19 protein-coding genes are annotated in these 21,914 nt (G+C 62.4%); 10 read left to right on the top strand and 9 right to left on the bottom strand.

Translation table 11 applies throughout. The annotated features are described in order from the left end of the window. Positions 1–119 precede the first annotated feature (119 nt). Positions 120–1,076: a helix-turn-helix domain-containing protein gene (locus tag AC1DYQ_RS15890; RefSeq protein ID WP_477667718.1), complete on the top strand. Its 957-nt coding sequence runs from the start codon at positions 120–122 to the stop codon at positions 1,074–1,076. Between the two features lie 112 nt (positions 1,077–1,188). Here AC1DYQ_RS15890 and AC1DYQ_RS15885 read toward each other — a convergent pair whose 3' ends face one another. The 5 genes from AC1DYQ_RS15885 to AC1DYQ_RS15865 form a co-directional block, all read right to left on the bottom strand. Then, entirely contained in the window at positions 1,189–2,322 is a 1,134-nt protein-coding gene (locus AC1DYQ_RS15885) for a 2-aminoethylphosphonate--pyruvate transaminase (protein WP_477687563.1), read from the bottom strand. Positions 2,323–2,354: 32 nt separating this feature from the next. Then, a complete protein-coding gene (locus AC1DYQ_RS15880; protein WP_477687562.1) occupies positions 2,355–2,867 on the bottom strand; it encodes a DinB family protein in 513 nt (170 codons plus the stop codon). Between the two features lie 7 nt (positions 2,868–2,874). Next, on the bottom strand, positions 2,875–4,590 hold the full coding sequence (locus AC1DYQ_RS15875; protein WP_457282055.1) for a putative 2-aminoethylphosphonate ABC transporter permease subunit: 1,716 nt from the start codon (positions 4,588–4,590) through the stop codon (positions 2,875–2,877). Further along, the gene (locus AC1DYQ_RS15870; protein WP_477687561.1) at positions 4,590–5,642 is read right to left on the bottom strand and encodes a putative 2-aminoethylphosphonate ABC transporter ATP-binding protein; all 1,053 of its coding nucleotides are present in this window, start codon (positions 5,640–5,642) and stop codon (positions 4,590–4,592) included. Before AC1DYQ_RS15870 ends, AC1DYQ_RS15875 begins: the two co-directional genes overlap by 1 nt. Before the next feature lie 135 nt (positions 5,643–5,777). Then, positions 5,778–6,836, bottom strand: coding sequence for a putative 2-aminoethylphosphonate ABC transporter substrate-binding protein (locus AC1DYQ_RS15865; RefSeq protein ID WP_477687560.1), 1,059 nt, complete (start codon positions 6,834–6,836; stop codon positions 5,778–5,780). A 189-nt stretch (positions 6,837–7,025) separates the two neighbouring features. Between AC1DYQ_RS15865 and AC1DYQ_RS15860 the strand changes: the two genes are divergently transcribed. The 6 genes from AC1DYQ_RS15860 to AC1DYQ_RS15835 all read left to right on the top strand — a co-directional run bounded on the left by AC1DYQ_RS15860 (position 7,026) and on the right by AC1DYQ_RS15835 (position 14,543). Beyond that, positions 7,026–7,832, top strand: a complete 807-nt coding sequence (locus tag AC1DYQ_RS15860; protein WP_477687559.1) for a phosphonate utilization associated transcriptional regulator — start codon at positions 7,026–7,028, stop codon at positions 7,830–7,832. Then, complete coding sequence (gene phnA / locus AC1DYQ_RS15855) at positions 7,819–9,057, top strand: phosphonoacetate hydrolase (RefSeq protein WP_477687558.1); 1,239 nt, start codon at positions 7,819–7,821, stop codon at positions 9,055–9,057. The genes AC1DYQ_RS15860 and phnA overlap by 14 nt, the downstream gene beginning before the upstream one ends. A gap of 99 nt (positions 9,058–9,156) precedes the next feature. Further along, a complete protein-coding gene (gene phnY, locus AC1DYQ_RS15850; protein WP_477687602.1) occupies positions 9,157–10,578 on the top strand; it encodes a phosphonoacetaldehyde dehydrogenase in 1,422 nt (473 codons plus the stop codon). A gap of 16 nt (positions 10,579–10,594) precedes the next feature. Then, a complete protein-coding gene (locus AC1DYQ_RS15845) occupies positions 10,595–11,164 on the top strand; it encodes a phosphonate degradation HD-domain oxygenase (RefSeq protein ID WP_477687557.1) in 570 nt (189 codons plus the stop codon). Further along, a complete protein-coding gene (locus tag AC1DYQ_RS15840) occupies positions 11,154–12,011 on the top strand; it encodes an EamA family transporter (RefSeq protein WP_477687556.1) in 858 nt (285 codons plus the stop codon). The genes AC1DYQ_RS15845 and AC1DYQ_RS15840 overlap by 11 nt, the downstream gene beginning before the upstream one ends. A gap of 117 nt (positions 12,012–12,128) precedes the next feature. Beyond that, entirely contained in the window at positions 12,129–14,543 is a 2,415-nt protein-coding gene (locus AC1DYQ_RS15835; protein ID WP_477687555.1) for a GcvT family protein, read from the top strand. Positions 14,544–14,648: 105 nt separating this feature from the next. Here AC1DYQ_RS15835 and AC1DYQ_RS15830 read toward each other — a convergent pair whose 3' ends face one another. The 3 genes from AC1DYQ_RS15830 to AC1DYQ_RS15820 all read right to left on the bottom strand — a co-directional run bounded on the left by AC1DYQ_RS15830 (position 14,649) and on the right by AC1DYQ_RS15820 (position 17,702). After that, positions 14,649–16,160, bottom strand: a complete 1,512-nt coding sequence (locus AC1DYQ_RS15830) for a sensor histidine kinase N-terminal domain-containing protein (RefSeq protein WP_477687601.1) — start codon at positions 16,158–16,160, stop codon at positions 14,649–14,651. Between the two features lie 151 nt (positions 16,161–16,311). Next, positions 16,312–16,986 carry a response regulator gene (locus AC1DYQ_RS15825; RefSeq protein ID WP_477670586.1) on the bottom strand — a complete coding sequence of 225 codons (675 nt, stop codon included), beginning with the start codon at positions 16,984–16,986 and terminating at the stop codon, positions 16,312–16,314. A 206-nt stretch (positions 16,987–17,192) separates the two neighbouring features. Further along, on the bottom strand, positions 17,193–17,702 hold the full coding sequence (locus AC1DYQ_RS15820; RefSeq protein ID WP_477687554.1) for a MarR family winged helix-turn-helix transcriptional regulator: 510 nt from the start codon (positions 17,700–17,702) through the stop codon (positions 17,193–17,195). A 165-nt stretch (positions 17,703–17,867) separates the two neighbouring features. Here AC1DYQ_RS15820 and recA point away from each other — a divergent pair, with 165 nt between their 5' ends. Together recA and recX are read left to right on the top strand one after the other, a co-directional pair. Further along, positions 17,868–19,004, top strand: a complete 1,137-nt coding sequence (recA, locus tag AC1DYQ_RS15815) for a recombinase RecA (protein ID WP_477687553.1) — start codon at positions 17,868–17,870, stop codon at positions 19,002–19,004. Positions 19,005–19,108: 104 nt separating this feature from the next. After that, entirely contained in the window at positions 19,109–19,600 is a 492-nt protein-coding gene (gene recX, locus AC1DYQ_RS15810; RefSeq protein WP_477687552.1) for a recombination regulator RecX, read from the top strand. A gap of 2 nt (positions 19,601–19,602) precedes the next feature. Here recX and argC read toward each other — a convergent pair whose 3' ends face one another. Further along, positions 19,603–20,514 (bottom strand): N-acetyl-gamma-glutamyl-phosphate reductase, encoded by a 912-nt coding sequence (gene argC / locus AC1DYQ_RS15805; protein ID WP_477687551.1) that lies wholly within the window; start codon positions 20,512–20,514, stop codon positions 19,603–19,605. A gap of 238 nt (positions 20,515–20,752) precedes the next feature. On the opposite strand from argC, the gene sucC reads away from it, so the two are divergent. Next, the gene (gene sucC, locus AC1DYQ_RS15800; protein WP_477687550.1) at positions 20,753–21,913 is read left to right on the top strand and encodes an ADP-forming succinate--CoA ligase subunit beta; all 1,161 of its coding nucleotides are present in this window, start codon (positions 20,753–20,755) and stop codon (positions 21,911–21,913) included. Position 21,914 lies beyond the last annotated feature (1 nt).

Here is a 21,914-nt window from a genome sequence, read left to right as displayed (position 1 = left end):
GCGCTGAAATCCCATTTCGGCAAGTAACGCAGCGAGATTGAGCTTAAGGAGATGGCGAGTAAGTCGAAGTGTTTCAAAGCGTTGCTTGCACACGGCACGAATCCTGCAAGAATGCGGCCATGGTCCACACGCCTGACACTCTCCAGCCAGCCCTGCTGTCCCGCGCGTCGTTCGCCGACGCAGACGAGCAGGCGGCGGCACTTACGGGCTGGAACCAGAGCTACCTCCAGCTGTCTCGCGGCGCCTTTGGCGGCGAGGTGCGCCAGCTGGAATTCGCGGGCCTTCGCCTCTTTGTGGAAAGCCTGCGGGAGTCGGTGTACCAGACCGGACGGATACGCGATGGTGCCCTGGCCTTGGGGCTGCCGCTCCAGGTCGAAGGCCCCAGCGTTTTTTGCGGCGCGCCCAGCGACGCAGGTGCATTGCATGTGTTTTCGGGGGCGTCGGGTTTTGAGTTCCGCTCTTCCCGGCGTCATGTGATGCTGGGGCTGGAGCTTGACGAAGCGGCCTGGCGCCGCTGCGGCGAGCATGACCCGGCGCTGCAGGCCCGGCTCGGTGCGCAGGCAGGGTTGCGCCGGCTGGATGGCGCGGCGCAGGCGGGGCTCAGGCAGTGCCTCACCGGTGTGCTGGATACGGTGGAGGCGGCCCCTGCGCTGCTGCAGTCGCCCGCCGTGCAGGCTGCGATGCTCGACAGCGTGGTGGAGCAGCTCGGCCGCGTTCTTGCGCCCGCGGGTAGCGCGGACGCTGTCGGCACTCATGGGCATTGGACGCTGACGCGACGTGCCCGCGAACTGGTGCACGCGCAGCTCGATCAGCCGCCCACGGTGCTGGCGCTGTGCGAGCAACTCGGCGTGAGCCGGCGGACCTTGCAAAACGGCTTCCAGACAGCGCTGGGCATCAGCCCATTGGCTTATCTGCGCGCCGTGCGCTTGAACGCGGCCAGGCAGGCATTGAAGACCGCTACGTCTGTGACGGCGGCTGCAACGCACCTGGGGTTTTGGCATTTTGGTCATTTCGCGCACGACTACCAGCAAATGTTTGGCGAACTTCCTTCCGAAGCGTTTCGCCGAAGTCACTAGGCCCCCACGCTCCCCACTTCGTGTGGTTCGCTGCCCCCCGAGGGGGCGCTGCGCCTGCGGCCTGGCAAAGCCGGTTCCACGGCTCATGCTTGTAAAGAGACGTTCTCAGGGCCTACGCTCCGTGCGCGTGGGTTGCCGGTGCGGCGGAGCTGATGCCCATGTCCTGCAGGGCACCCGCCACCGCCAGTACGGCTTGCTCGATCTCATTCGGGCCGATTGCACCGATGCAGCCCACCCGGAAAGTTTCCACCTGCGTGAGCTTGCCGGGATATAGGACAAAACCGCGATCTCGTGCAGCGGCATAGAACTTCTTGAAGTCGTAGCGGCTGTCGGCCGGTGCGTGGAAGGTCACGATGATGGGCGCCTGGATGGCCGGGTCCAGGAAGGGCTTGAAACCGAGTTTTGCCATGCCCGCAATCAGCGTGCGGTAGTTGCTTTCGTAGCGCGCCAGGCGCGCGGGCTGGCCGCCTTCTTCCTCGAATTGCGCAATCGCCTCGGCCAGCGCCACCACCACATGGGTGGGCGGCGTGAAGCGCCACTGCGTGGTTTTTTCCATGTAGGCGTACTGGTCGTGCAGGTCCATGGCCAGCGACTGGCTGCGACCGGCACAGCCGTCCAGTACGGCCTTGCGGATGAAGACAAAACCCATGCCGGGCACACCTTCAAGGCATTTTCCGCTGGCCGCCACCAGTGCGTCGAAATGCACCTTGCGCGCATCGATTTCTATCGCGGCGAAGGAGCTCATGGCGTCCACCAACAGGCCCTTGCCATGGGTTTTGCAGACGTCGGCCACTTCCTTCAGCGGGTTGAGCACGCCCGCGCCTGTCTCGCAGTGGATCAGCATGACGTGGGTGATGCTGGTGTCGGCTTCCAGCATGGCGTCCAGTGCGGCGGGAGAGACCTGTGCCGCTTCGTCGAAGGGCATGATGGTGCAGCGCCGTCCCATCAGCGTGGTGAGCCTGGCCGCGCGTTTGCAGTAGGCGCCGTTGTCCATCACCAGCACGTGGCCGTCCCGCGGCACCACGGTGGCCACTGCCGCTTCCACGCTGAAAGTACCGCTTCCCTGAAGCGGAACGACGACATGCGAATCCTGCCCGTGGATGACGGCCAGCAGGCTTTTGCGCACACTCGCCGTGACGGCGTTGAAATCGCTGTCCCAGGAGCCCCAGTCTTTCAGCATCGCGAGCTTGGTGCGCAGGGTGGTGGTCAGCGGCCCGGGGGTGAGGAGGATTTTGTCTCTGTCCATTTGTTATGCCTGTGGTCTTCGTTGCGGGCGATTCAATTCAGTCGGGCCGGGTATCCCTGCAGGAATACGGGCAGGTCCATGCCTGGGGGGCGCGCCGGAACCTGGTAGATCATGTCGGCTACGTAGCCCCGGTGGTAGGTCTTGTGGTTGACAACATGCAGCAGCATGTCTCCCCGTGTCATGGCACTCGCGTCGCCATCGATGAACGTGAAATGCACGATTTCGTCGAGTGCCCCGGCGCTCAGGGTGTCCGCGTATTCGATGTACCAGGTGTCGATTTGCCCCTGAGCTGCGCACAGCGCTTCCAGTGTGGGAGTGGCCTCTGTGTTGCGGGAGCTGAAGCCATGCGGCCGCCCCTGCAGGTGCGCCTGCCAGATGAGATCCACCACATAGGCGTGGTTCAGCGTACGAAGCATGTTGCCAAAGCCGGTTGCGCGTGGCGCCAGGAGCTCACCTGCAGGAAGCTGCTTTAATGCGCCGAACAGGCGGTCGTTGGCCCATGCGGTGTAACGCGTGAGCATGCGGATGTTGCGCTGGGCTGTCATGAAGCTCCTAGCGCGAGCTGGTTCGCCACGCTTGCGTACGGCGGTTGACCCACCAGGCCAGGGCCATGAAAAGCAGGGTTGCAATCGTTGATGCCATACCGATCAGGACGGCCATGGCTGCGGCTGCGCCCATTTCGCCGGCTTCATCCAGGTTCAGGATGGCGATCGACGCAACTTTGGTTTCGGGCGAATAGAGAAACACCACGGCGGAGATGGTGGTCATGGCGTTGATGAAGAAGTAGCGCGCGATGTCGACCAGCGCCGGCGTGCAGATGGGCAGGGTGACGCGCCAGAAGGTCTTGAAGAAGGGTACCTTGAGCGAGGCGCTCACGGCTTCAAATTCGCCATCAAGGCTCTTGAGTGCGGTTACGGCCGTCAGGTGGCCGGTGGTGTAGAAGTGCACGATGGTGCACAGCGTAAGCAGGGTCAGCGTGTGGTACAGGCCGTTCAGCGGATTGCCGGGCGCATTGAAAAAGAAGATGTAGCCCAGTCCCAGCACCAGGCCGGGCACGGCCATGGGCAACATGGCCAGCATGCGCACAAAGCCGCGCAGGCCGTCCATGCCTTTGGTTTTTTCGAGCAGGTAGGCGCTGCAAAACACCAGAGCGGTGCCGAAGAAGGCCGTGCCCGCCGCCATCTTCAGGCTGTTGAGAAAACCGACGCCGACTTCCGCGTCGATCAGGCCCATGGTGTAGTGGCGCAGGCTGGGCGTGAGGTTGTAGGGCCAGAAGCTGGCGAAGGATGCGAACACCGCCATGCCCAGCATGGCCAGCACCAGGAAGGCGATGGCGCAGCAATACAGCGTCATGACCCGGTCGTAGCCGCGCGAAGGCGTGGGCCGGTAGGGCACGGCACGCGCCGTCAGCATCGCGGTCTGGCGCTTGCTGACGTAGCTGTCTACCGCGAATGTCAGGACGGCGGGCGCCAGCAGCAAGATAGCGACCACTGCGCCCTTGGCGAAATCCTGCTGGCCGATCACCAGCTTGAAGACGTCGGTGGCCAGCACATTGAAGTTGCCGCCTATCACCTTGGGAATGCCGAAGTCCGTCATGACCAGCGTGAAGGTGACGAGCGCCGCGGAAATAAGGCCGTACTTGGCACCGGGCAGCGTGATGGTGAAGAACTTGCGCCTGGCGCTGGTGCCCATGGCATTAGCCGCCTCGTACAGCCGAGCGTCGGACAGGCTGAGCGCGGTGACCAGAATCATCAGCGCATGCGGAAACACCGCAAAACATTCGGCCACCACAATGCCGGGCGCACCATAAATCTGGTCGATGCCGATACCCTGCATCCAGCCTTTGAGCACCCCCTGGTTGCCAAACCAGTAAATCAGCGAAATGGCCGACAGGAGGGAGGGGGCCAGCAGGGGAACCAGCGTGATGCCGCGAAACAGCGCCTTGTATTGCATGCACGAACGGGTCAGCGCATAGGCAAAACCAAACGCCAGGGGTACCGCAATCAGGGTGACGGCGCCTGAAATCCAGAGGCTGTTCCACAGGCTTTCGAGCAGTGCCGGCGTTTTGGCGTACTCGATGAAATTGTCAAGCCAGATGAAATCCCCGGCCTTGTCCTGCACGGCCTGCTGCAGGATGGCCAGCAACGGGGCCGCCAGAAACGCTATCAAAATAATAGCTGCCAGCGCAAGGGCAGCATAGGCCAGGTGGTCAATCCAGTGCACACGCTGCCGCACCAGGGGCAAAGCAGGAGGTGTATAGACGGGCATCAGAACACCTTGATGCGCTCTGGCAGCAATTTGAGGGGAAGGGTCGAGCCGACCTGCAAGGATTGCTCCGACAGGAAATTGAGCGAGAGGTAAACCGTGAGCTTGTGGGTGCCCAGTGCAGGAGAGGCCACGTGAACGTGGCAGAAGGAGCCGAGGAATTCGATTTTTTCGATGGTGGCGTCGAACACATGGGCGTCATCCGCTGCAATGGGCCGGGCCAGCACATCTTCAGGGCGCAGGTAAACCTTGACCTCGCGGTCGGTGCCGTCGCAAGGCAGGCACAAGGCGCCGAACCTCATCTGGCCGCCGCTGACCTGCGCCGGCATGACATTGACCTTGCCGACAAAGTCCGCCACGAACGGCGAAGCCGGCTCGCGGTAAATTTCCATCGGTGTTCCCACTTGTTCGATCAGGCCGTGGTTCATCACCACAATGCGGTCGGCGACGCTTAAAGCCTCCTCCTGGTCGTGCGTCACCATGATGGTGGTCACGCCCAGTTTTTGTTGCAGCGCGCGGATTTCCTGGCGCAGGCGTACGCGCTCCAGTGCATCGAGTGCCGATAGCGGCTCATCGAGCAGCAGCAAGCCTGGCGAGGTGGCCAGTGCGCGCGCCAGCGCGATGCGCTGCTGCTGACCGCCCGAGAGCTGGCTGGGATATTTCGCCTCGCTGCCCGGCAAGCCCACCAGCCTGACCAGTTCAGTCACCCGTTGGGCAGCCTCGGCCTTGGGCGTCTTGCGATTGACGAGTCCATAGGCCACGTTGTCGGCCACACTGAGGTTGGGAAAGAGCGCGTAACTCTGGAACACGATGCCGTAGTCGCGCAGCGCCGGCGGCAGCCGCGAGATGTCGCGCCCGCCCTGGTGTACTTCACCCGAGGTCTGCACCTCCAGCCCGGCAATGATGCGCAACAACGTCGTCTTGCCGCAACCCGAAGGCCCCAGAAAACAAACGAACTCGCCCTTGCGGATGTCCAGGTTGATGTCTTGCAGCGCGGTGAAGGCACCGAATTCCTTGCGGATATGGCGCAGGTTCAGAAAGGTGTCGTTGTTCATTCGTGAGCCATACATGTATTACCTGAACGGTCGGCGCCGGCGCAAAGGCAAGCAGCGGCGTGGAACCGGCTCCGCCGGGCCACAGCGGCTGTCCCCCTGAGGGGGAGAGGCGGCCGACAGGCCGGCTACAGGGGGCTACTTCTTCTCTGTTTTGGAGTTATAGCGCTTCGTCCACTCGTTCAAAATGCGCTCGCGGTTGTCTGCTGCCCAGCTGAAATCCATCTTGACGAGGCGGGCCTCATAGTCCTTCGGCACATTGGCCAGCGGCGGTGCCAGTCCAGGCTGCGCGGTGATCGCGAAGTTCTTGCCGTACAGCATCATGGCGTCCTTGCTCGAAGCCCAGTCAGCCAGTTTCTTGGCGGCATCCAGCTTCTTGGTGCCCTTGTGGATGGCAAAGGCTTCCAGATCCCAGCCGAGGCCTTCCTTGGGGAACACCAGATCAATCGGCGCACCCTTGGCCTTGTTGGTGTTGCCGCGGTATTCAAACGAAATGCCCGCCAGAAATTCTCCGGAGGCGGCCATGTTGCAGGGCTTGGAACCCGAATGGGTGTACTGCGCGATGTTTTCGTGCAGCGCGTCCATGTACTTCCAGCCGCCGCCCTTGCCGTCCTTGTCGCCAAAGAGCGTGAGCCAGGCGGTCACGTCGAAGTAGCCGGTGCCGCTGGAGGCGGGGTTGGGCATGACGATCTGACCCTTGTAGATGGGTTTGGTCAGGTCCTGCCAGGTCTCGGGTGTAGGGATGTTTTTCTTCTTGGCTTCGACGGTGTTGAAGCACACGGTGGCACCCCACACGTCCATGCCGAACCAGGCGGGAACTTTCTTCTTGTCACGGTACTGGCTCATGATGCCGTCAAGGTTGATCGGCGCGTAGGGTTCGAGCATGCCCTGCTTGTCGAGCAGGGCCAGGCTGGAGGCAGCCACACCCATGATGGTGTCGGCCTGGGGATTGGATTTTTCGGCGAGCAGCTTGGCGGTGATCACACCGGTCGAGTCGCGGACCCACTTGATTTCGATATCGGGGTAGACCTTGTTGAAGCCCTCTTGATAGGCCTTGATCTGGTCTGTTTCCAGCGCGGTGTAGACCAGCAGCTGGGTTTTCTGGGCGAATGCGCCGGTGGTGGCGGTGAGCAAGCCGAAAAAGCCGATAAGAGCGATCGCCTTTGGCAGGGATTTGAGATGGGTAGCCAGCTGCATAAAAAGTCCTTTGTGGAAAACCTGCAATGTTGTGACCTGTTCGTGTCGGGGCAGTGACACTGCGATGACCAACCTGTGTTCAGGTCATATCAACCCAGCTCAATATTTATTTAACGCTGCCCCTTTTATCTTGTCAATTGTTTTTTGCAGATTGTTGACAATCTTCGGTTTTGTGCTTCAATGCAGGGCATGAATGCCGTGTTTCATCCCACTATCGCGCTGTTGCAGACCAGTTCCCTCACCACGGTGGTGCAGCAGGAAATCGAGCGCGCCATTCTTGTTGGCGAATACGAACCGGGCAGCAAACTCATTGAGGCAGCGCTGGCTGAAAAGATGGGCGTCTCCCGCGGGCCGGTGCGTGAAGCCTTCCGGATGCTGGAGGAAGCTGGCCTGGTGCGCAACGAAAAAAATCGCGGCGTCTTTGTGCGTGACATTCCCATCGAGGAAGCCGTCGAGATTTTCGACCTGCGCGCCGCGATGGATGAACTCGTCGGCCGCCAGCTCGCCAGGAACATCACGCCGGCCCAGCTCAAGGAGATCCGGAGTCTCGTCGACTCGATGGAAAAGGCCGTCAAGGCAGAAGACGCCTACAACTACCACCTGCTTAACCTGAAATTCCACGACCGGCTGGTGGAAATGGCAGGCAACAGCAAGCTCACGGCCATCTATCGCAAGCTCATCAAGGAGCTGTCGCTGTTCCGGCGCCTGAACCTGGCCGACGGCTGGCTCATGCCGATCTCGGCCAACGAACACCGGCAGATCGTCAAGGCCATCGCCTCCGGTGACGCGGACGTCGCAGGCCGGGCCATGTACGACCACGTGATCGAGAGCAAAGAGCGCACGATTGAAAACGACCTGCGGCGACAGGCGCGCCTGCAGGCCAGCCCGGCTACCCGTTCGGCACAGGCCAGGGCGTCGCACCTGATCGATGACGACATCGCAAAAGGCTCGGAAAAAAACATGGACAAGGGAAGGCTCCAACGTGGCAGTCGCTGATAAAAAGACCGAAGTGAAAGTCAATGGCCGGGCATACAGGCTGCCGACCCAGCCCGTCGTGGTGGTGTGCGTTGACGGCTGCGAGCCTGACTACCTGGCGCAGGCCGTGGCCACCGGCCACATGCCGTGGCTCAAGCGCACCCTGGCGCTGGGTTCTGGCCTGACGGGTGATTGCGTGGTACCCAGCTTTACCAACCCCAATAACCTGTCCATCGTGACGGGCGCGCCGCCCAGCGTGCACGGCATCTGCGGCAACTACCTGTTCGATACCGCCACCGACACCGAGGTCATGATGAATGACCCCAAGTGGCTGCGTGCGCCCACCCTGCTGGCAGCCCTTGCGGACGCGGGCAAGTCCCTGGCGGTGGTCACAGCCAAAGACAAATTGCGCAAGCTGCTGGGCCACAAGATGAAAGGGATCTGCTTTTCGTCCGAGAAGGCCGACCAGGTCACGCTGGAAGAAAACGGCATTGAAGACGTGCTGGGCCTGGTCGGCCAGCCGCTACCCAGCGTCTACAGCGCGGACCTGTCGGAGTTCGTGTTTGCTGCCGGCGTGAAGATCATGCAGAAATACAAGCCCGATGTGATGTACCTGTCGACCACCGACTATGTGCAGCACAAGCACGCGCCCGGCACCGAAGGCGCCAATTCCTTCTATCGCATGATGGACGGCTACATGCAGCAGCTCGACGACCTGGGTTGCGTGATCGTGCTCACGGCCGACCACGGCATGAACGCCAAGGTCGCCATGGACGGCACGCCCGACGTGATTTACCTGCAGGACTGGTTTGACAACTGGCTGGGCGCGGGCGTTGCGCGTGTGATCCTTCCGATCACCGACCCCTATGTGGTGCATCACGGCGCGCTGGGATCCTTCGCCACGGTCTACCTGCCCGAGGGCACAAACATCGAGGCCGCCCGCAAACGGCTGGCGGGGCTCAAGGGCATGGAGCTGGTGCTTTCGCGTGAACAGGCCGCCGAGCGCTTCGAACTCCCGGCCGACCGGATCGGCGACATTGTGGCGGTGTCCGAGCGCTTCACTGTGATCGGCACATCGGCCTCGCGCCACGATCTTTCTGCGCTCGAAGTGCCTTTGCGGTCCCACGGCGGCATGAGCGAGCAGCGTGTGCCGCTGATCGTGAACCGGGACTTGCCGGGCCTGAACCGCAACCGGCGTTTTCGCAATTTCGATGCCTTCGACCTGGCGCTCAATTACGCCCAATAGATATCCGGCAACAAAACGCAAGAAACATGTCCGCACATACCCTGTCCTGAAAGCCGCAGAGTGATTGACCAGTACATCCGCGACCATCAGCTCAATGCCATGCGACTGGCTGGCCGCAAGGTTGGCACCGGCCGGACCGGTGACCGTGCCATCGAGGTGTTCGATCCGTACACGGCCAAGCTGCTGGGGAGCGTGCCCAAGGCCACGCTTGAAGAAGTCCGTGAGACTTTCGCCAAGGCGCACGCCTGCAAGCCCCAGCTGAGTCGCTATGAACGCGCAGCCATCCTCAACCGTGCGGCGGCCATCGTCCAGTCGCGGTTGATGGAGGTCGCGAATCTCATCACGGCGGAGGCAGGGCTGTGCCTGAAGGACTCCATCTACGAAGCAGGCCGTGTCAGTGACGTGTTGCTCTTCGGTGCAACCGAGGTGCTCAAGGACGACGGCCAGATCTTCAGCTGCGACCTCACGCCGCATGGAAAGAAGCGCCGCGTCTACACGCACCGCTCCCCGCTCCTGGGCGTGATCACCGCCATCACGCCTTTCAACCACCCGATGAACCAGGTGGCGCACAAGGTGGTGCCCAGCATTGCGACCAATAACCGCATGGTGCTCAAGCCCTCCGAGAAGGTGCCTTTCTCGGCCCTCCTGTTCGCCGACATCCTGTACGAAGCGGGCCTGCCGCCCGAGATGCTCAGCGTGATAACGGGCGACCCGCGCGAGATTGCGGACGAATTGATCACCAATCCGCTGGTCGACCTGGTGACATTTACGGGTGGCGTGGCCATCGGAAAGTACATTGCAGGCAAGGCCGGTTACCGGCGCGTGGTGCTGGAGCTGGGCGGCAACGACCCCATCATCGTGATGGAGGATGCCGATCTCAACGAGGCCTCCACGCTGGCCGTGCAGGGTTCTTATAAGAATTCGGGCCAGCGCTGCACGGCCATCAAGCGGCTCATGGTGCATGAGGCGGTGGCCGGCGAATTTGTGGAGCAGGTGCTGGCCAAGACCCTGGCCTGGAAACACGGCGACCCGGCCGACAAGGCCAACGACATGGGCACGGTGATTGATGAACCGGCAGCCATGCTGTTTGAGTCGCGTGTGAATGAAGCGGTGGCGCAGGGCGCGAAATTGCTGGCTGGCAACCACAGGCGCGGCGCGCTTTATTCACCTACGCTGCTGGACCATGTGTTGCCGCAGATGACGGTGGCGCGCGAGGAGACCTTCGGGCCCGTCTCTCCGGTCATACGTTTCAAAAACATCGACGAAGCCATCCAGATTTCGAACGGTACGGCTTATGGCCTTTCAAGCGCCGTCTGCACCAACCGCCTGGACTACATCAACCGGTTTGTCAGCGAGCTGCATGTCGGCACCGTCAATGTGCGCGAGGTGCCTGGGTATCGCCTGGAGCTCACGCCCTTCGGCGGCATCAAGGACTCAGGCCTGGGCTATAAAGAGGGCGTGCAGGAAGCGATCAAGAGTTTCACCAACCTCAAGACCTACTCGCTCCCCTGGAATGCCTGACCTGTGAGGAATCTACATGCTGAACTTTGACGACATCGAACACCTCTTCAAGGAGCGCGGCGGCGAACAATACAGCGGCGAGCCCGTGACGCAATTGCAGCACGCGCTGCAGACTGCGGCACTCGGCGAAGCCGAAGGCGCGAGCGATGCGCTGGTGACCGCGGCGCTGTTGCATGACCTGGGGCACCTGTTGCATGACTTGGGCGAAACGCCGTCGCTGCGTGGTGTGGACGACGTGCATCAGTACCGCGCACTGCCTTTTTTGCGGGGTCTTTTCCCCGACGAAGTGCTGGACGCCATCAAGCTGCATGTGGACGCCAAGCGCTATCTGTGCGCAGCCCGGCGCGGCTACCATTCAAGCCTTTCGGTGGACTCCAAGCGCAGTCTGCAGCTGCAGGGCGGCATCTTTTCCGCTGAAGAAGCGGCGCGCTTCATCGCGCAGCCCGGTGCCGGGGATGCGGTGAAGCTGCGCCTCTGGGACGATCTCGCGAAAGATGCGCACAAGGCTACGCCGCCCCTGGCGCACTACCTGGCACGGGCCAGGCGCTGCACCCTTCCCGCCGCAGAGCCCTCGCTTGCCGCCTGAAATTCTTGCGCTGACCTGGCCGGTGCTGGGCGCTGTGCTGTTTGGCGCGCTGCTGCATGCAGGCTGGAATGCCCTGGTGAAGTCCAGTGCCGACAAAGCGCTGGACATGGCGGTCATTCACCTCATTGGCTCTGTGCTGGCGTTGCCGCTGGTGCTGCTGGTTGGCTGGCCGCGGGCTGAGGCCTGGCCATTCATCGGCGCATCGGTACTGATTCACATCGGCTACTACATTGCCACCACGCGCGCCTACCAGCATGGCGACCTGGGCTTGACCTACCCGCTGATGCGCGGCGTGGCGCCGTTGCTGGTGGCGTTGTCAGCCAGCTTCACTCTCGGTGAAACGCTCACGCCGCTGGCTTGGGCAGGCATCCTGGGTATTTGCTGCGGCGTGCTGGTACTGGGCCTGAGCCGCCACGCCCTGCATGCGCCCAAGGCCGTCGGTTTTGCGCTGGCCAACGCCGTCATCATTGCCGTCTACACCGTCGTCGATGGGCTGGGCGTGCGCGCTTCAGGAAACGCGTTGCAATACGTTGCGGCTCTCTTCCTGTTTGATGGCTGGCCATTCGGCCTGCTGATGATGGCGCGGCGGGGGCGCGCCATGGGCCACTATGCGCTGCATCGCTGGCCGGTGGCCACGGGCGGCGCGCTGGCCTCGCTGGGCTCCTACGGCATTGCGTTATGGGCCATGACGCGCGCGCCGGTAGCCACTGTCGCGGCGCTGCGCGAAACCTCGGTGCTGTTCGCGGTGCTGCTGGGTTGCTGGCTATTGAAAGAAGTTTTTACCGTGCGCCGATTCATCGGCACCTGCGCCATCGTCGGCGGCGTCATGGCCATACGGTTAGCCTAGATATGAGTTCTCCCCCAAAGCGCCTTCGGCGCCTCCCCCTCAAGGGGGCGCAGCCTGCGGCCCGGCAAAGCCGGTTCCGCGGCAGCCGCTGATTTCATACCGTAGAGGATTGCACGCATGAATATCCCGACTCAAGCGCAGATCGTCATTGTGGGTGGCGGCATCGCCGGGTGTTCCGTGGCTTACCACCTGGCCAAAATGGGCAAGACCGACGTGCTGCTGCTCGAGCAGGGCAAGCTCACCAGCGGCACCACCTGGCACGCGGCCGGCCTGGTCGGCCAGATGCGGCCCAACCGCAACATGACGCAGATGAGCAAGTACGGCATCGAGTTGTATGCCTCGCTTGAGGCCGAAACGGGCCTGGCCACCGGGTGGAAACAATGCGGCAGCGTCAACGTGGCGCGCACGCCCGAGCGCATGAAGGTGCTCAAAAAGCAGGTCGCCATGGCCAACAGCTTTGGCGTGGAATGCCATGAGATCTCGCCGCAGGAAGCCGGCGAGAAATACCCCATCATGCGCACAGACGATTTGCAGGGCGCGATCTGGCTGCCGGGCGACGGCAAGGCCAATCCGGCAGACCTGTGCATGTCGCTGGCCAGGGGCGCGCGCAACCGCGGCGTGAAGATGGTTGAAGGCATCGAGGTGACCGGCGTCATCATTGAAAACGGCAAGGCCGTGGGCGTGAAGACTGCGCAGGGCGATGTGCGCTGCGAAGTCCTCGTCAATTGCGCCGGCCAGTGGGCGCGGCAGTTCGGCAAACTCGCGGGCGTGAATGTGCCGCTGTATTCGGCCGAGCATTTCTACATCGTCACCGGCAAGATTCCGGGTGTGCACCCCATGCTGCCGGTCATGCGCGACCCGGACGGCTACATCTACTACAAGGAAGAAGTCGGCGGACTGGTGATGGGCGGCTTTGAACCCCAGGCCAAGCCCTGGAAGATGGACCCTATTCCGGCGACCTTCCAGTTCGAGCTGCTCGACGAAGACTGGGACCAGTTCGAGCCGCTGATGACTGCGGCGATGCACCGCACGCCGTGCCTGGAGACGGCTGAAGTCAAGATGCTGCTCAACGGGCCGGAGAGTTTTACGCCCGACGGCAACTTCATCCTCGGCGAGGCGCCCGAGTTGCGCAACTACTTTGTCTGCGCGGGTTTCAACTCCGCCGGCATCGCCAACAGCGGCGGTGCGGGCCGGCTCATGGCTGAATGGATTGTGGGTGGCGAGCCCAGCACCGATTTGTGGGACGTGGACATACGCCGTTTCGGCAGCTTCACCGGCAACCGCAAGGCCCTGGCGGAACGCACCGGCGAGACTCTGGGTCTGCACTACGCCATGCGCTGGCCGCGTCAGGAACTGGAAACGGCGCGGCCGTTGCGGACTTCGCCGCTGTACGACATCCTGGCCGCCAGAGGCGCGGAGTTCGGCAGCAAGAATGGCTGGGAGCGTGCAAGCTATTTCAGGCCGGAGGGGCAGGCGCGCCCGGAATACTCCCTCGATAAACCGGTCTGGCTACCCTGGATGATTGAAGAGCAAAAGGCCACGCGCGAAACCGTGGCGCTCTACGACCAGACCTCGTTCTCCAAATACCTGTTGCAGGGCTGCGATGCGCTGGCCGTGCTGCAGCGCCTGTGCGCCAACGAGATGGACGTGGCTGTCGGCAAGATGGTCTACACCGCCATGCTCAATGAGCGCGGCGGTTTTGAAAGTGACTTGACCGTGATGAGGCAGGCCGCGAATCAGTTCCTCATCATCACCGGATCTGCGCAAACGGTAAGGGACTTCGACTGGATCACGCGGCATATCGGCGAAGCGGAACATGCCGTGTTGACCGATGTGTCGACGATGTACTCGGTGCTGTCGGTGATGGGGCCGAAGGCGCGCGAGCTGCTGGCGCTCGTTAGCCCGGACGACCTGTCGCCCGAAGCGCTGAAGTTCTCATGGATGAAGGACATCGACGTCGGCTTTGCCCGCGTGCGCGCCGCCCGCATGAGTTATGTGGGCGGGCCGGGCTTTGAGCTGTACACGCCGATCGAAATGGCGCGCCATGTGTACCTGGCACTGATGGAGGCCGGCAAGGCGCTGGGCATTCGCGATGCGGGTTACTACGCGCTGGATGCGCTTCGCATCGAACAGGGCCGGCGCGCCTGGGGCGCAGAGCTTGGCCCGGACGAAACGCCGTGGGAGGCCGGGCTGGCCTTCAGTGTGAGGCTCGACAAGCCCGCTGACTTCATCGGCAAGGCCGCGTTGCTCAATTCACAGGGGCTGGCCCTGCGCAAAAAGCTGGTCACGCTGGTGTTTGACACGCCGGACGTCTTTGCCTGGGGCGGGGAAGCGATTGTGATGGGCGGGCAAACGGTGGGCGAAATCTCGTCGGTCGGCTGGAGCCCGCTGGCCGGCGCCTGCGTGGCGCTGGGTTATGTGCGCGGCGGCAGCGCCAACCAGCTGCATGCCGGAACGCCCGCGCAAATCGAGCTGTGGGGCGAGTGCATCGGTGTGAAGCTTTACGACAAGTGGCCGCCTGCCAAACCCTGATTTGCTATCATTTCAGGAGCTGTTCGCGCCCGTTTTGTATGATTTGCAGGCCCATTTTATTTATGGATTCCCGGCGTTCAAGGGCATCGGCGCAGGCACAGGCTACTACTGGCCGTCAGGCAAATCCATGCCGACAAAACGCACCGTGACGCGTGTGCCCGGTGTCTGTGGGTGGCCCGGCAGGGCCGCATCTTCAATGGTGATGGTGGCGCCATGCTGCTTGGCGATTTCCAGCACGATGGCCAGGCCCAGGCCGGAGCCGTCGACGTTGGTGCCCAGCGTTCGGTAGAACGGCTGGAACACCAGCTCGCGCTCCGACTCCAGAATGCCCGGCCCGGAGTCTTCCACCAGCAGCACCAGCACGCCGCTGAAGCGGTCGGTCATGAGCCGCAGCGTGACCTGTCCTTTTTCGGGCGTGTAGTTGATGGCGTTGTCCAGCAGGTTGCGCACCAGCTCCTTGAGCAGGGTCGGGTTGCCTTCCAGCTGCGTCGCCTGCTCGCCGGCGGCGGGCCCGTCGTAGCCGAGGTCGATCTGTTTTTCAAGGGCGCGGGGGACCGAGTCGGCCATCACTTCCGACACGATGTGCACCAGGTCGATGTGCAGCTTGGCGAGGCTGCGGCCCGTGGTTTCGGCGCGCGCCAGCGCCAGCAGCTGGTTGACGGTGTGGGTGGCGCGTATGCTGGCGCGGCCGATGTGCTTGAGCGATTTTTTGAGTTCGTCGGCATCGGTTTCGCGCTGCGCCAGGTCGGCCTGCATGCGCAGGCCCGCCAGCGGTGTCTTCAACTGATGCGCGGCATCGGCGAGAAAGCGCTTCTGCGTGGTCAGTGAGACCTTGAGCCGGCTCAGCAAATCGTTGATGGAGGACACCAGCGGTGCTACCTCTTCCGGCACCGCGGTTTCATCGAGCGGGCTCATGTCGTCGGACTTGCGTGCGCGGATGCGCTTTTCAAGCTGGGCCAGCGGCTTGATGCCGCGCACCAGTGCCAGCCACACCAGCAGTACGGCCAGCGGTAGCGTTACGAACTGTGGCACCATGGTGCCCTTGACGATTTCAGTGGCCAGGGTCTTGCGCTTTTCCAGTGTCTCGGCCACTTGCACCAGCACCATCTGGGCGGACACGGCTTCGGGTGCACCAGCGCCCTTATCGCTGCGCGGCGCAGCCGCCTTGCCTGTCGGCGCCGGGGCTTTGACTTCGACCTTGAGCCAGGTGTAGGCCACGCGCACATCTTCGCCCTGGATCAGGTCTTCGCGCAGCCGCACCTCGCCGTTGGTGGGCTTGTCTTCATCGGGCGGCAGGGGCAGATCGTGCTCGCCGCTGAGCAGTTCGCCTTGCGTGCCCACGACCTGGTAATAGACCAGATCGGTGTCATCGGCGCGCAGGATCTCGCGCGCCGGCGCCGTCAGGTTGAATTGCACCTGGTTGTTTTTGACCGCCACCAGCTTGGCCAGTGCCTGCACGTTGTATTCAAGCGCACGGTCAAACGGCTTGCCCGCGATGTTCTGCGCCACCAGCCAGGTCAGCGCCAGGCTGATCGGCCACAGCAGCAGCAACGGCGTGAGCATCCAGTCGAGGATCTCGCCGAAAAGGCTTCGGCGCTCGCGCTGGAAGAGTCTCAGAGCCACAGGTCAAGAAGCGTGCGGGACGTCCGTCCGGCGCGCATGCTCTTCATGCCAGCAGGGGCCGCGGAACCGGCTTTGCCGGGCCGCAGGCGCAGCGGCCCCCTCGGGGGGCAGGGCGCTACACGCAGTGAGCAACCGTGGGGGCTCATCAATTTGGTATTTTTTCGAGGCAGTAACCCAGGCCGCGAACTGTTGCGATCCGCACCGGGCCTTTTTCAATCTTCTTGCGCAGCCGGTGGATGTACACCTCGATCGCGTTGTTGCTGACTTCTTCGCCCCATTCGCAGAGGCGTTCCACCAGCTGGTCCTTGCTGACGAGGCGGCCGGCGCGTTGCAGCAGCACTTCGAGCAAGCCGAGTTCGCGCGCCGACAGCTCCAGCATCTGGCCGTCAATGGTGGCCACGCGTCCGGCCTGGTCGTACACCAGCGGGCCGTGCTTGATGGTGCTGCTGGCGCCGCCCATGCCGCGGCGGATCAGCGCACGCACACGGGCTTCCAGCTCTTGCAGCGAAAACGGTTTGGCCATGTAGTCGTCGGCGCCGTAGTCCAGGCCCTTGACGCGTTCTTCCACGCTGTCGGCGGCGGTCAGGATCAGCACCGGCATGGCCGAGCCGCGTGCACGCAGGCGCTTGAGCACTTCCAGCCCGTGCATGCGCGGCAAGCCCAGATCCAGGATCAGCAGATCGAATTCTGTGTTGGTGAGCAGCGCGGCGTCGGCTTCGGTGCCGCTGGCCACGTGGTCGGCTGCCGCACCGGAGGCGCGCAAAGTGCGCAGCAGGCCGTCGGCCAGGACCTGGTCATCTTCGGCAATCAGGATACGCATGGTTGTCTCCGGGGGATTGGTCCGCATTAAGGGGCTGTGGGCCAGTTTTACTTGTTCGGCAAATTTTAGGCTGGAACAGGGCCCCCACGGTCGCTCACTTCGTGTAGCTTCCTGCCCCCCGAGGGGGCCGCTGCGCCTGCGGCCCGGCTAAGCCGGTTCCGCGGCCCCTGCTGGTTGGGTATGCAGATCTGCTCTGGGCCGTTTCGTTATGCCCCAGCATACGCTTCCAGCCCTAGCGCCACCACCGTGGCCACATCATGCCCCACAGCCTGGCGGAACTCATCCTCGGCTTGCCGGACCGCCCGGTGAAAGGCTTCCAGCCAGAGCAGGCCTGATTCGGTGAACAGCACCTGGCGGGCGCGTTTGTCGTGCGGGTCGGGCTGGCGCGTCACCAAACCCCAGGCTTCGCATTGGTCGACGAGGTCGCCCATGGCCTGCTTGCTCATGCCGGCGCTTTGCGCGAGGTCCGTCAGGCGCGAGCCGCCCACGGCCAGGTGGCGTGTGATGTGGATATGCGCAGCGCCGACCTGATTGCGCGCCGCGAGGTTGGACAGCGCCAGCGGTACCTCGATGCTGCTGGCCATCAGCGACAGCACGCGCTCGTCGAAGCGGCGCAGCGCGTGGCCCATCAGCCGGCCGAAGTGGGTCTGCCGCCAGCTTGCTTCGGTGGCGCCAAAGGGGCTGGACAGGGGCGGGGAAATGGGCGTTTCAGCCATGAAATCATGGTAACCCAATTGATCAGGCAAACTGACTAAAAATAGGGTTTACTTATTTCAATGGTGCCCATAAAGTACTGGTCATGCATCCAGCGCTGTGATTAAAAGCAGAGACTGGAAATCAAAGCAAAAAGTTTTATATCATTGATTTTCAAGGAGTTTTTCATGGAACTGACCAGCAAACTGAACCCCGCCCAAAACCCTGTACAAAGCGCCGCCCTGAACACCGAAAAGGCCAAGGCCCTGCAAGCCGCCCTGGCCCAGATCGAAAAGCAGTTCGGCAAAGGCACCATCATGAAGCTGGGCGACGGTGAGGTGATCGAGGACATCCAGGTCGTTTCCACCGGCTCCCTGGGCCTGGACATCGCCCTGGGCGTCGGCGGCCTGCCGCGCGGCCGTGTGGTTGAAATCTACGGCCCGGAGTCGTCGGGCAAAACCACGCTGACCCTGCAGGTCATCGCCGAAATGCAAAAACTGGGCGGCACCTGCGCCTTTGTCGATGCCGAGCACGCCCTGGACATCCAGTACGCGCAAAAACTGGGTGTCAACCTGCAAGACCTCCTGATCAGCCAGCCCGACACCGGTGAGCAGGCGCTTGAAATCGTTGACTCGCTCACCCGCTCCGGCGCGGTCGATTTGATCGTGGTGGACTCGGTGGCGGCACTCACGCCCAAGGCAGAGCTTGAAGGCGAAATGGGCGACTCGCTGCCCGGCCTGCAGGCCCGCCTGATGAGCCAGGCGCTGCGCAAGCTCACCGCCACCATCAAGAAGGCCAACTGCATGGTCATCTTCATCAACCAGATCCGCATGAAGATCGGCGTGATGTTCGGCTCGCCCGAAACCACCACCGGTGGCAATGCACTGAAGTTCTACGCCTCGGTGCGCCTGGACATCCGCCGCATCGGCTCCATCAAGAAGGGTGAAGAGGTGATCGGCAACGAAACCCGGGTCAAGGTGGTCAAGAACAAGGTGGCCTCGCCGTTCAAGACGGCGGAGTTCGACATCCTCTACGGCGAGGGCATCAGCCGTCTGGGCGAAGTGCTGGACCTGGGTGTGGCCGGCCACATCGTCGAAAAAGCCGGCGCCTGGTATGCCTTCAACGGTGAAAAGATTGGCCAGGGCCGCGACAACTCGCGTGAGTTCCTGAAAGAAAACCCCGAACTCGCCATCGAGATCGAAAACAAGGTGCGCGAATCGCTGGGTATTCCGCTGGTGCAAGCCGCGGCCGGTACCGAGCCAGCACCGGCTGAAAAGGCTGCCAAGGCCGAAAAACCCGAAAAACCCGCCAAAGTAGCCGCCTGAGCCTGTTTTTTGAATGCCAAATAAGGCGACAGACCAATCGGAACGGGCGCAAGCAGCTATCAAAAGAGTAGCGCTTGCATCTCAACCTGGCTGGATCCTTTGACATGGAAAACCCGGCAGACAGCTCCTCCGCCAAACCCGCCCGCCGTGCGGGTTTTGGCCTTTCCCTCAAGGGCCGCGCATTGCGTTACCTGGCCGCGCGCGAACATTCACGCGCCGAACTCGAACGCAAGCTGGCCCCGCATGAAGAAACACCGGGCCAGTTGGCCCAGGTGCTCGATGACCTGCAGGCCAAGGACTTCATCAGTGAAGCGCGCGTGGTGGAGTCGGTGATCAACCGGCGTGCGGCCAGATTTGGCGCAGCGCGCATCAAGCACGAGCTGCTGACTAAGGGGCTGAGTGCCGATCTCGTGGCGGGAGCGATGAACAGCCTGAAGGGCAGCGAACTTGAACGCGCCCGCGATATCTGGAGCAAGAAATTTGAGGGGCCTGCGTCCGATGCCGCCAGCCGTGCGAAACAGATGCGTTTTCTGGCTGCGCGCGGTTTTGGCGGGGATGTGATCCGCCGCGTGGTGTCGCAGGCTGACCAGGACTGAGCTTACAAGCTCAGCATCAGCTTCAGGTTTTGTACTGCAGCGCCGGATGCGCCCTTGCCCAGGTTGTCCAGCCGCGCCACCAGCACCGCATGGCGGTACTCTTCATTGGCAAACACGCGCAACTCCATCTTGTTGGTGTCGTTCAGCGCCAGCGCATCCAGCTTGCCTGACTCGGGCGCGGCCTCCGCGGTTACCCATTCGCTGCCGGCATAGTGTTTGGCCAGTATGTCCTGCAACTGCGCCCCGGTTGGTTTGCCGGGCAGCAAGTCAAGGTGCAGCGGCAATTGCACCAGCATGCCCTGCTTGAAGTTGCCTACCGACGGAATGAACACCGGGCGGCGTGTGAGCCCTGTGTATTTCATGATTTCGGGCAGGTGCTTGTGTTTCAGGCCCAAGCCGTAAAGTTCAAACAGGGGAGCGGTCCCGGCTTCGTAGTCTTCAATCATCTGCCGGCCGCCGCCGGAGTAACCGCTCACGGCGGGAAGGCTCAACGGGAAGTCGGCCGGGATCATGCCGGCGTCAACCAGCGGGCGGATCAGCGCGATCGCACCGGTGGCGTAGCAGCCGGGGTTGCCCACGCGGTCGGCAGCGGCCACGGCGGCGCGCTGGGTCTGGGTCAGTTCGGGAAAGCCATAAACCCAGCCGGACACGGTGCGGTGAGCCGTGGAGGCGTCAATGATTTTGGGCTTTTTGCCGGTCAAGCTGTCAATCATGGCGACCGACTCGCGTGCCGCGTCGTCGTGCAGGCACAGGATCACCATATCCACCCGCGCCATCAGGGCGCGCTTGGCGGCTGCGTCCTTGCGCAGCTCGGGCGCGATGCTGACGAGTTCGATCTGCGGCATGGCTTGCAGCCGCTCGCGGATTTGCAGGCCCGTGGTGCCGGCTTCGCCGTCAATAAATACTTTAGGCATGAGCTTCCAGGTACAAAAAAATTGGGCGGCTGGGGCCCCCAGAGGTCAATTTCGGCCCATTTCGGGGTGTAAGGCGGGCACAAGAGTTGTGCGTCGCACCATGATACAGTTCTGCGTTGCTGCCTGCAGTGACCGCCGACGTGGTTTTTTGGGCCGGTGTGGCCTGTTTCCGACACCCCATTCCTCTGCCCAAATCCCTGTTGCACCCCCCTCTTTTACTGAATTCTGAAGGTCTTTCATGAAAATTCACGAGTACCAGGGCAAGGAAATCTTGCGCAATTTTGGTGTGCCAGTGCCGCGCGGCATCCCGGCCTTCACGGTGCAGGAAGCGGTGGAAGCCGCCCAGAAGCTAGGTGGCCCGGTGTGGGTGGTCAAGGCCCAGATCCACGCGGGCGGCCGCGGCAAGGGTGGCGGCGTGAAAGTTGCCAAGACCATCGACGACGTCAAGCGCATTGCCGGCGAAATCCTCGGCATGCAGCTGAAAACGCACCAGACCGGCCCTGAAGGCCAGAAAGTCCGCCGCCTCTATATTGAAGACGGCGCCGACATCCAGAAGGAATACTACGTTTCGGCCGTGACCGACCGTGAGTCGCAAAAGGTGGCCTTCATCGCCTCCAGCGAAGGCGGCATGGACATCGAAGAGGTGGCTCATTCCAACCCTGAAAAAATCATCAAGGTGTTTGTCGATCCGCTGGTCGGTATGACGGATGCCCAGGCGAAGGAAATCGCCGCCGGCATCGGCATGCCTGCGGACTCCGTGGCGCAAACCGTCGATATCCTGCAAAAGCTCTACAAGTGCTACATGGAAACCGATGCGTCGCTGGTTGAAATCAACCCCCTGAACCGCAACGGCAAGGGCGAAGTCATGGCACTGGACGCGAAGTTCAATTTCGATGCCAACGCGCTGTTCCGCCACCCCGAAATCGTGGCCTATCGCGATCTGGACGAAGAAGACCCGGCCGAAGTCGAAGCCAGCAAGTTCGACCTGGCTTACATCAGCCTGGACGGCAACATCGGCTGCCTGGTCAACGGCGCAGGCCTGGCCATGGCGACCATGGACACCATCAAGCTGTTCGGTGGTGAGCCGGCCAACTTCCTGGACGTGGGCGGCGGCGCAACGGCTGAAAAAGTCACCGAAGCGTTCAAGATCATGCTGAAGAACCCTGATGTCAAAGGCATCCTGGTCAACATCTTCGGCGGCATTATGAAGTGCGACACCATCGCCGACGGCGTGATCACCGCCTGCAAGGCCGTGAACCTTTCGGTTCCACTGGTCGTGCGCATGAAGGGCACCAACGAAGACCTGGGCAAGAAGATGCTGGCCGATTCTGGCCTTCCCATCATCGCCGCAGACACCATGGCCGAAGCCGCGACCAAAATCGTCGCTGCTGTCAAATAAG

This window comes from Polaromonas sp. P1_F4 (assembly GCF_056405675.1).
Note: the sequence above shows the minus strand (reverse complement) of the source record. Positions and strands in the feature narration are given on the sequence as shown.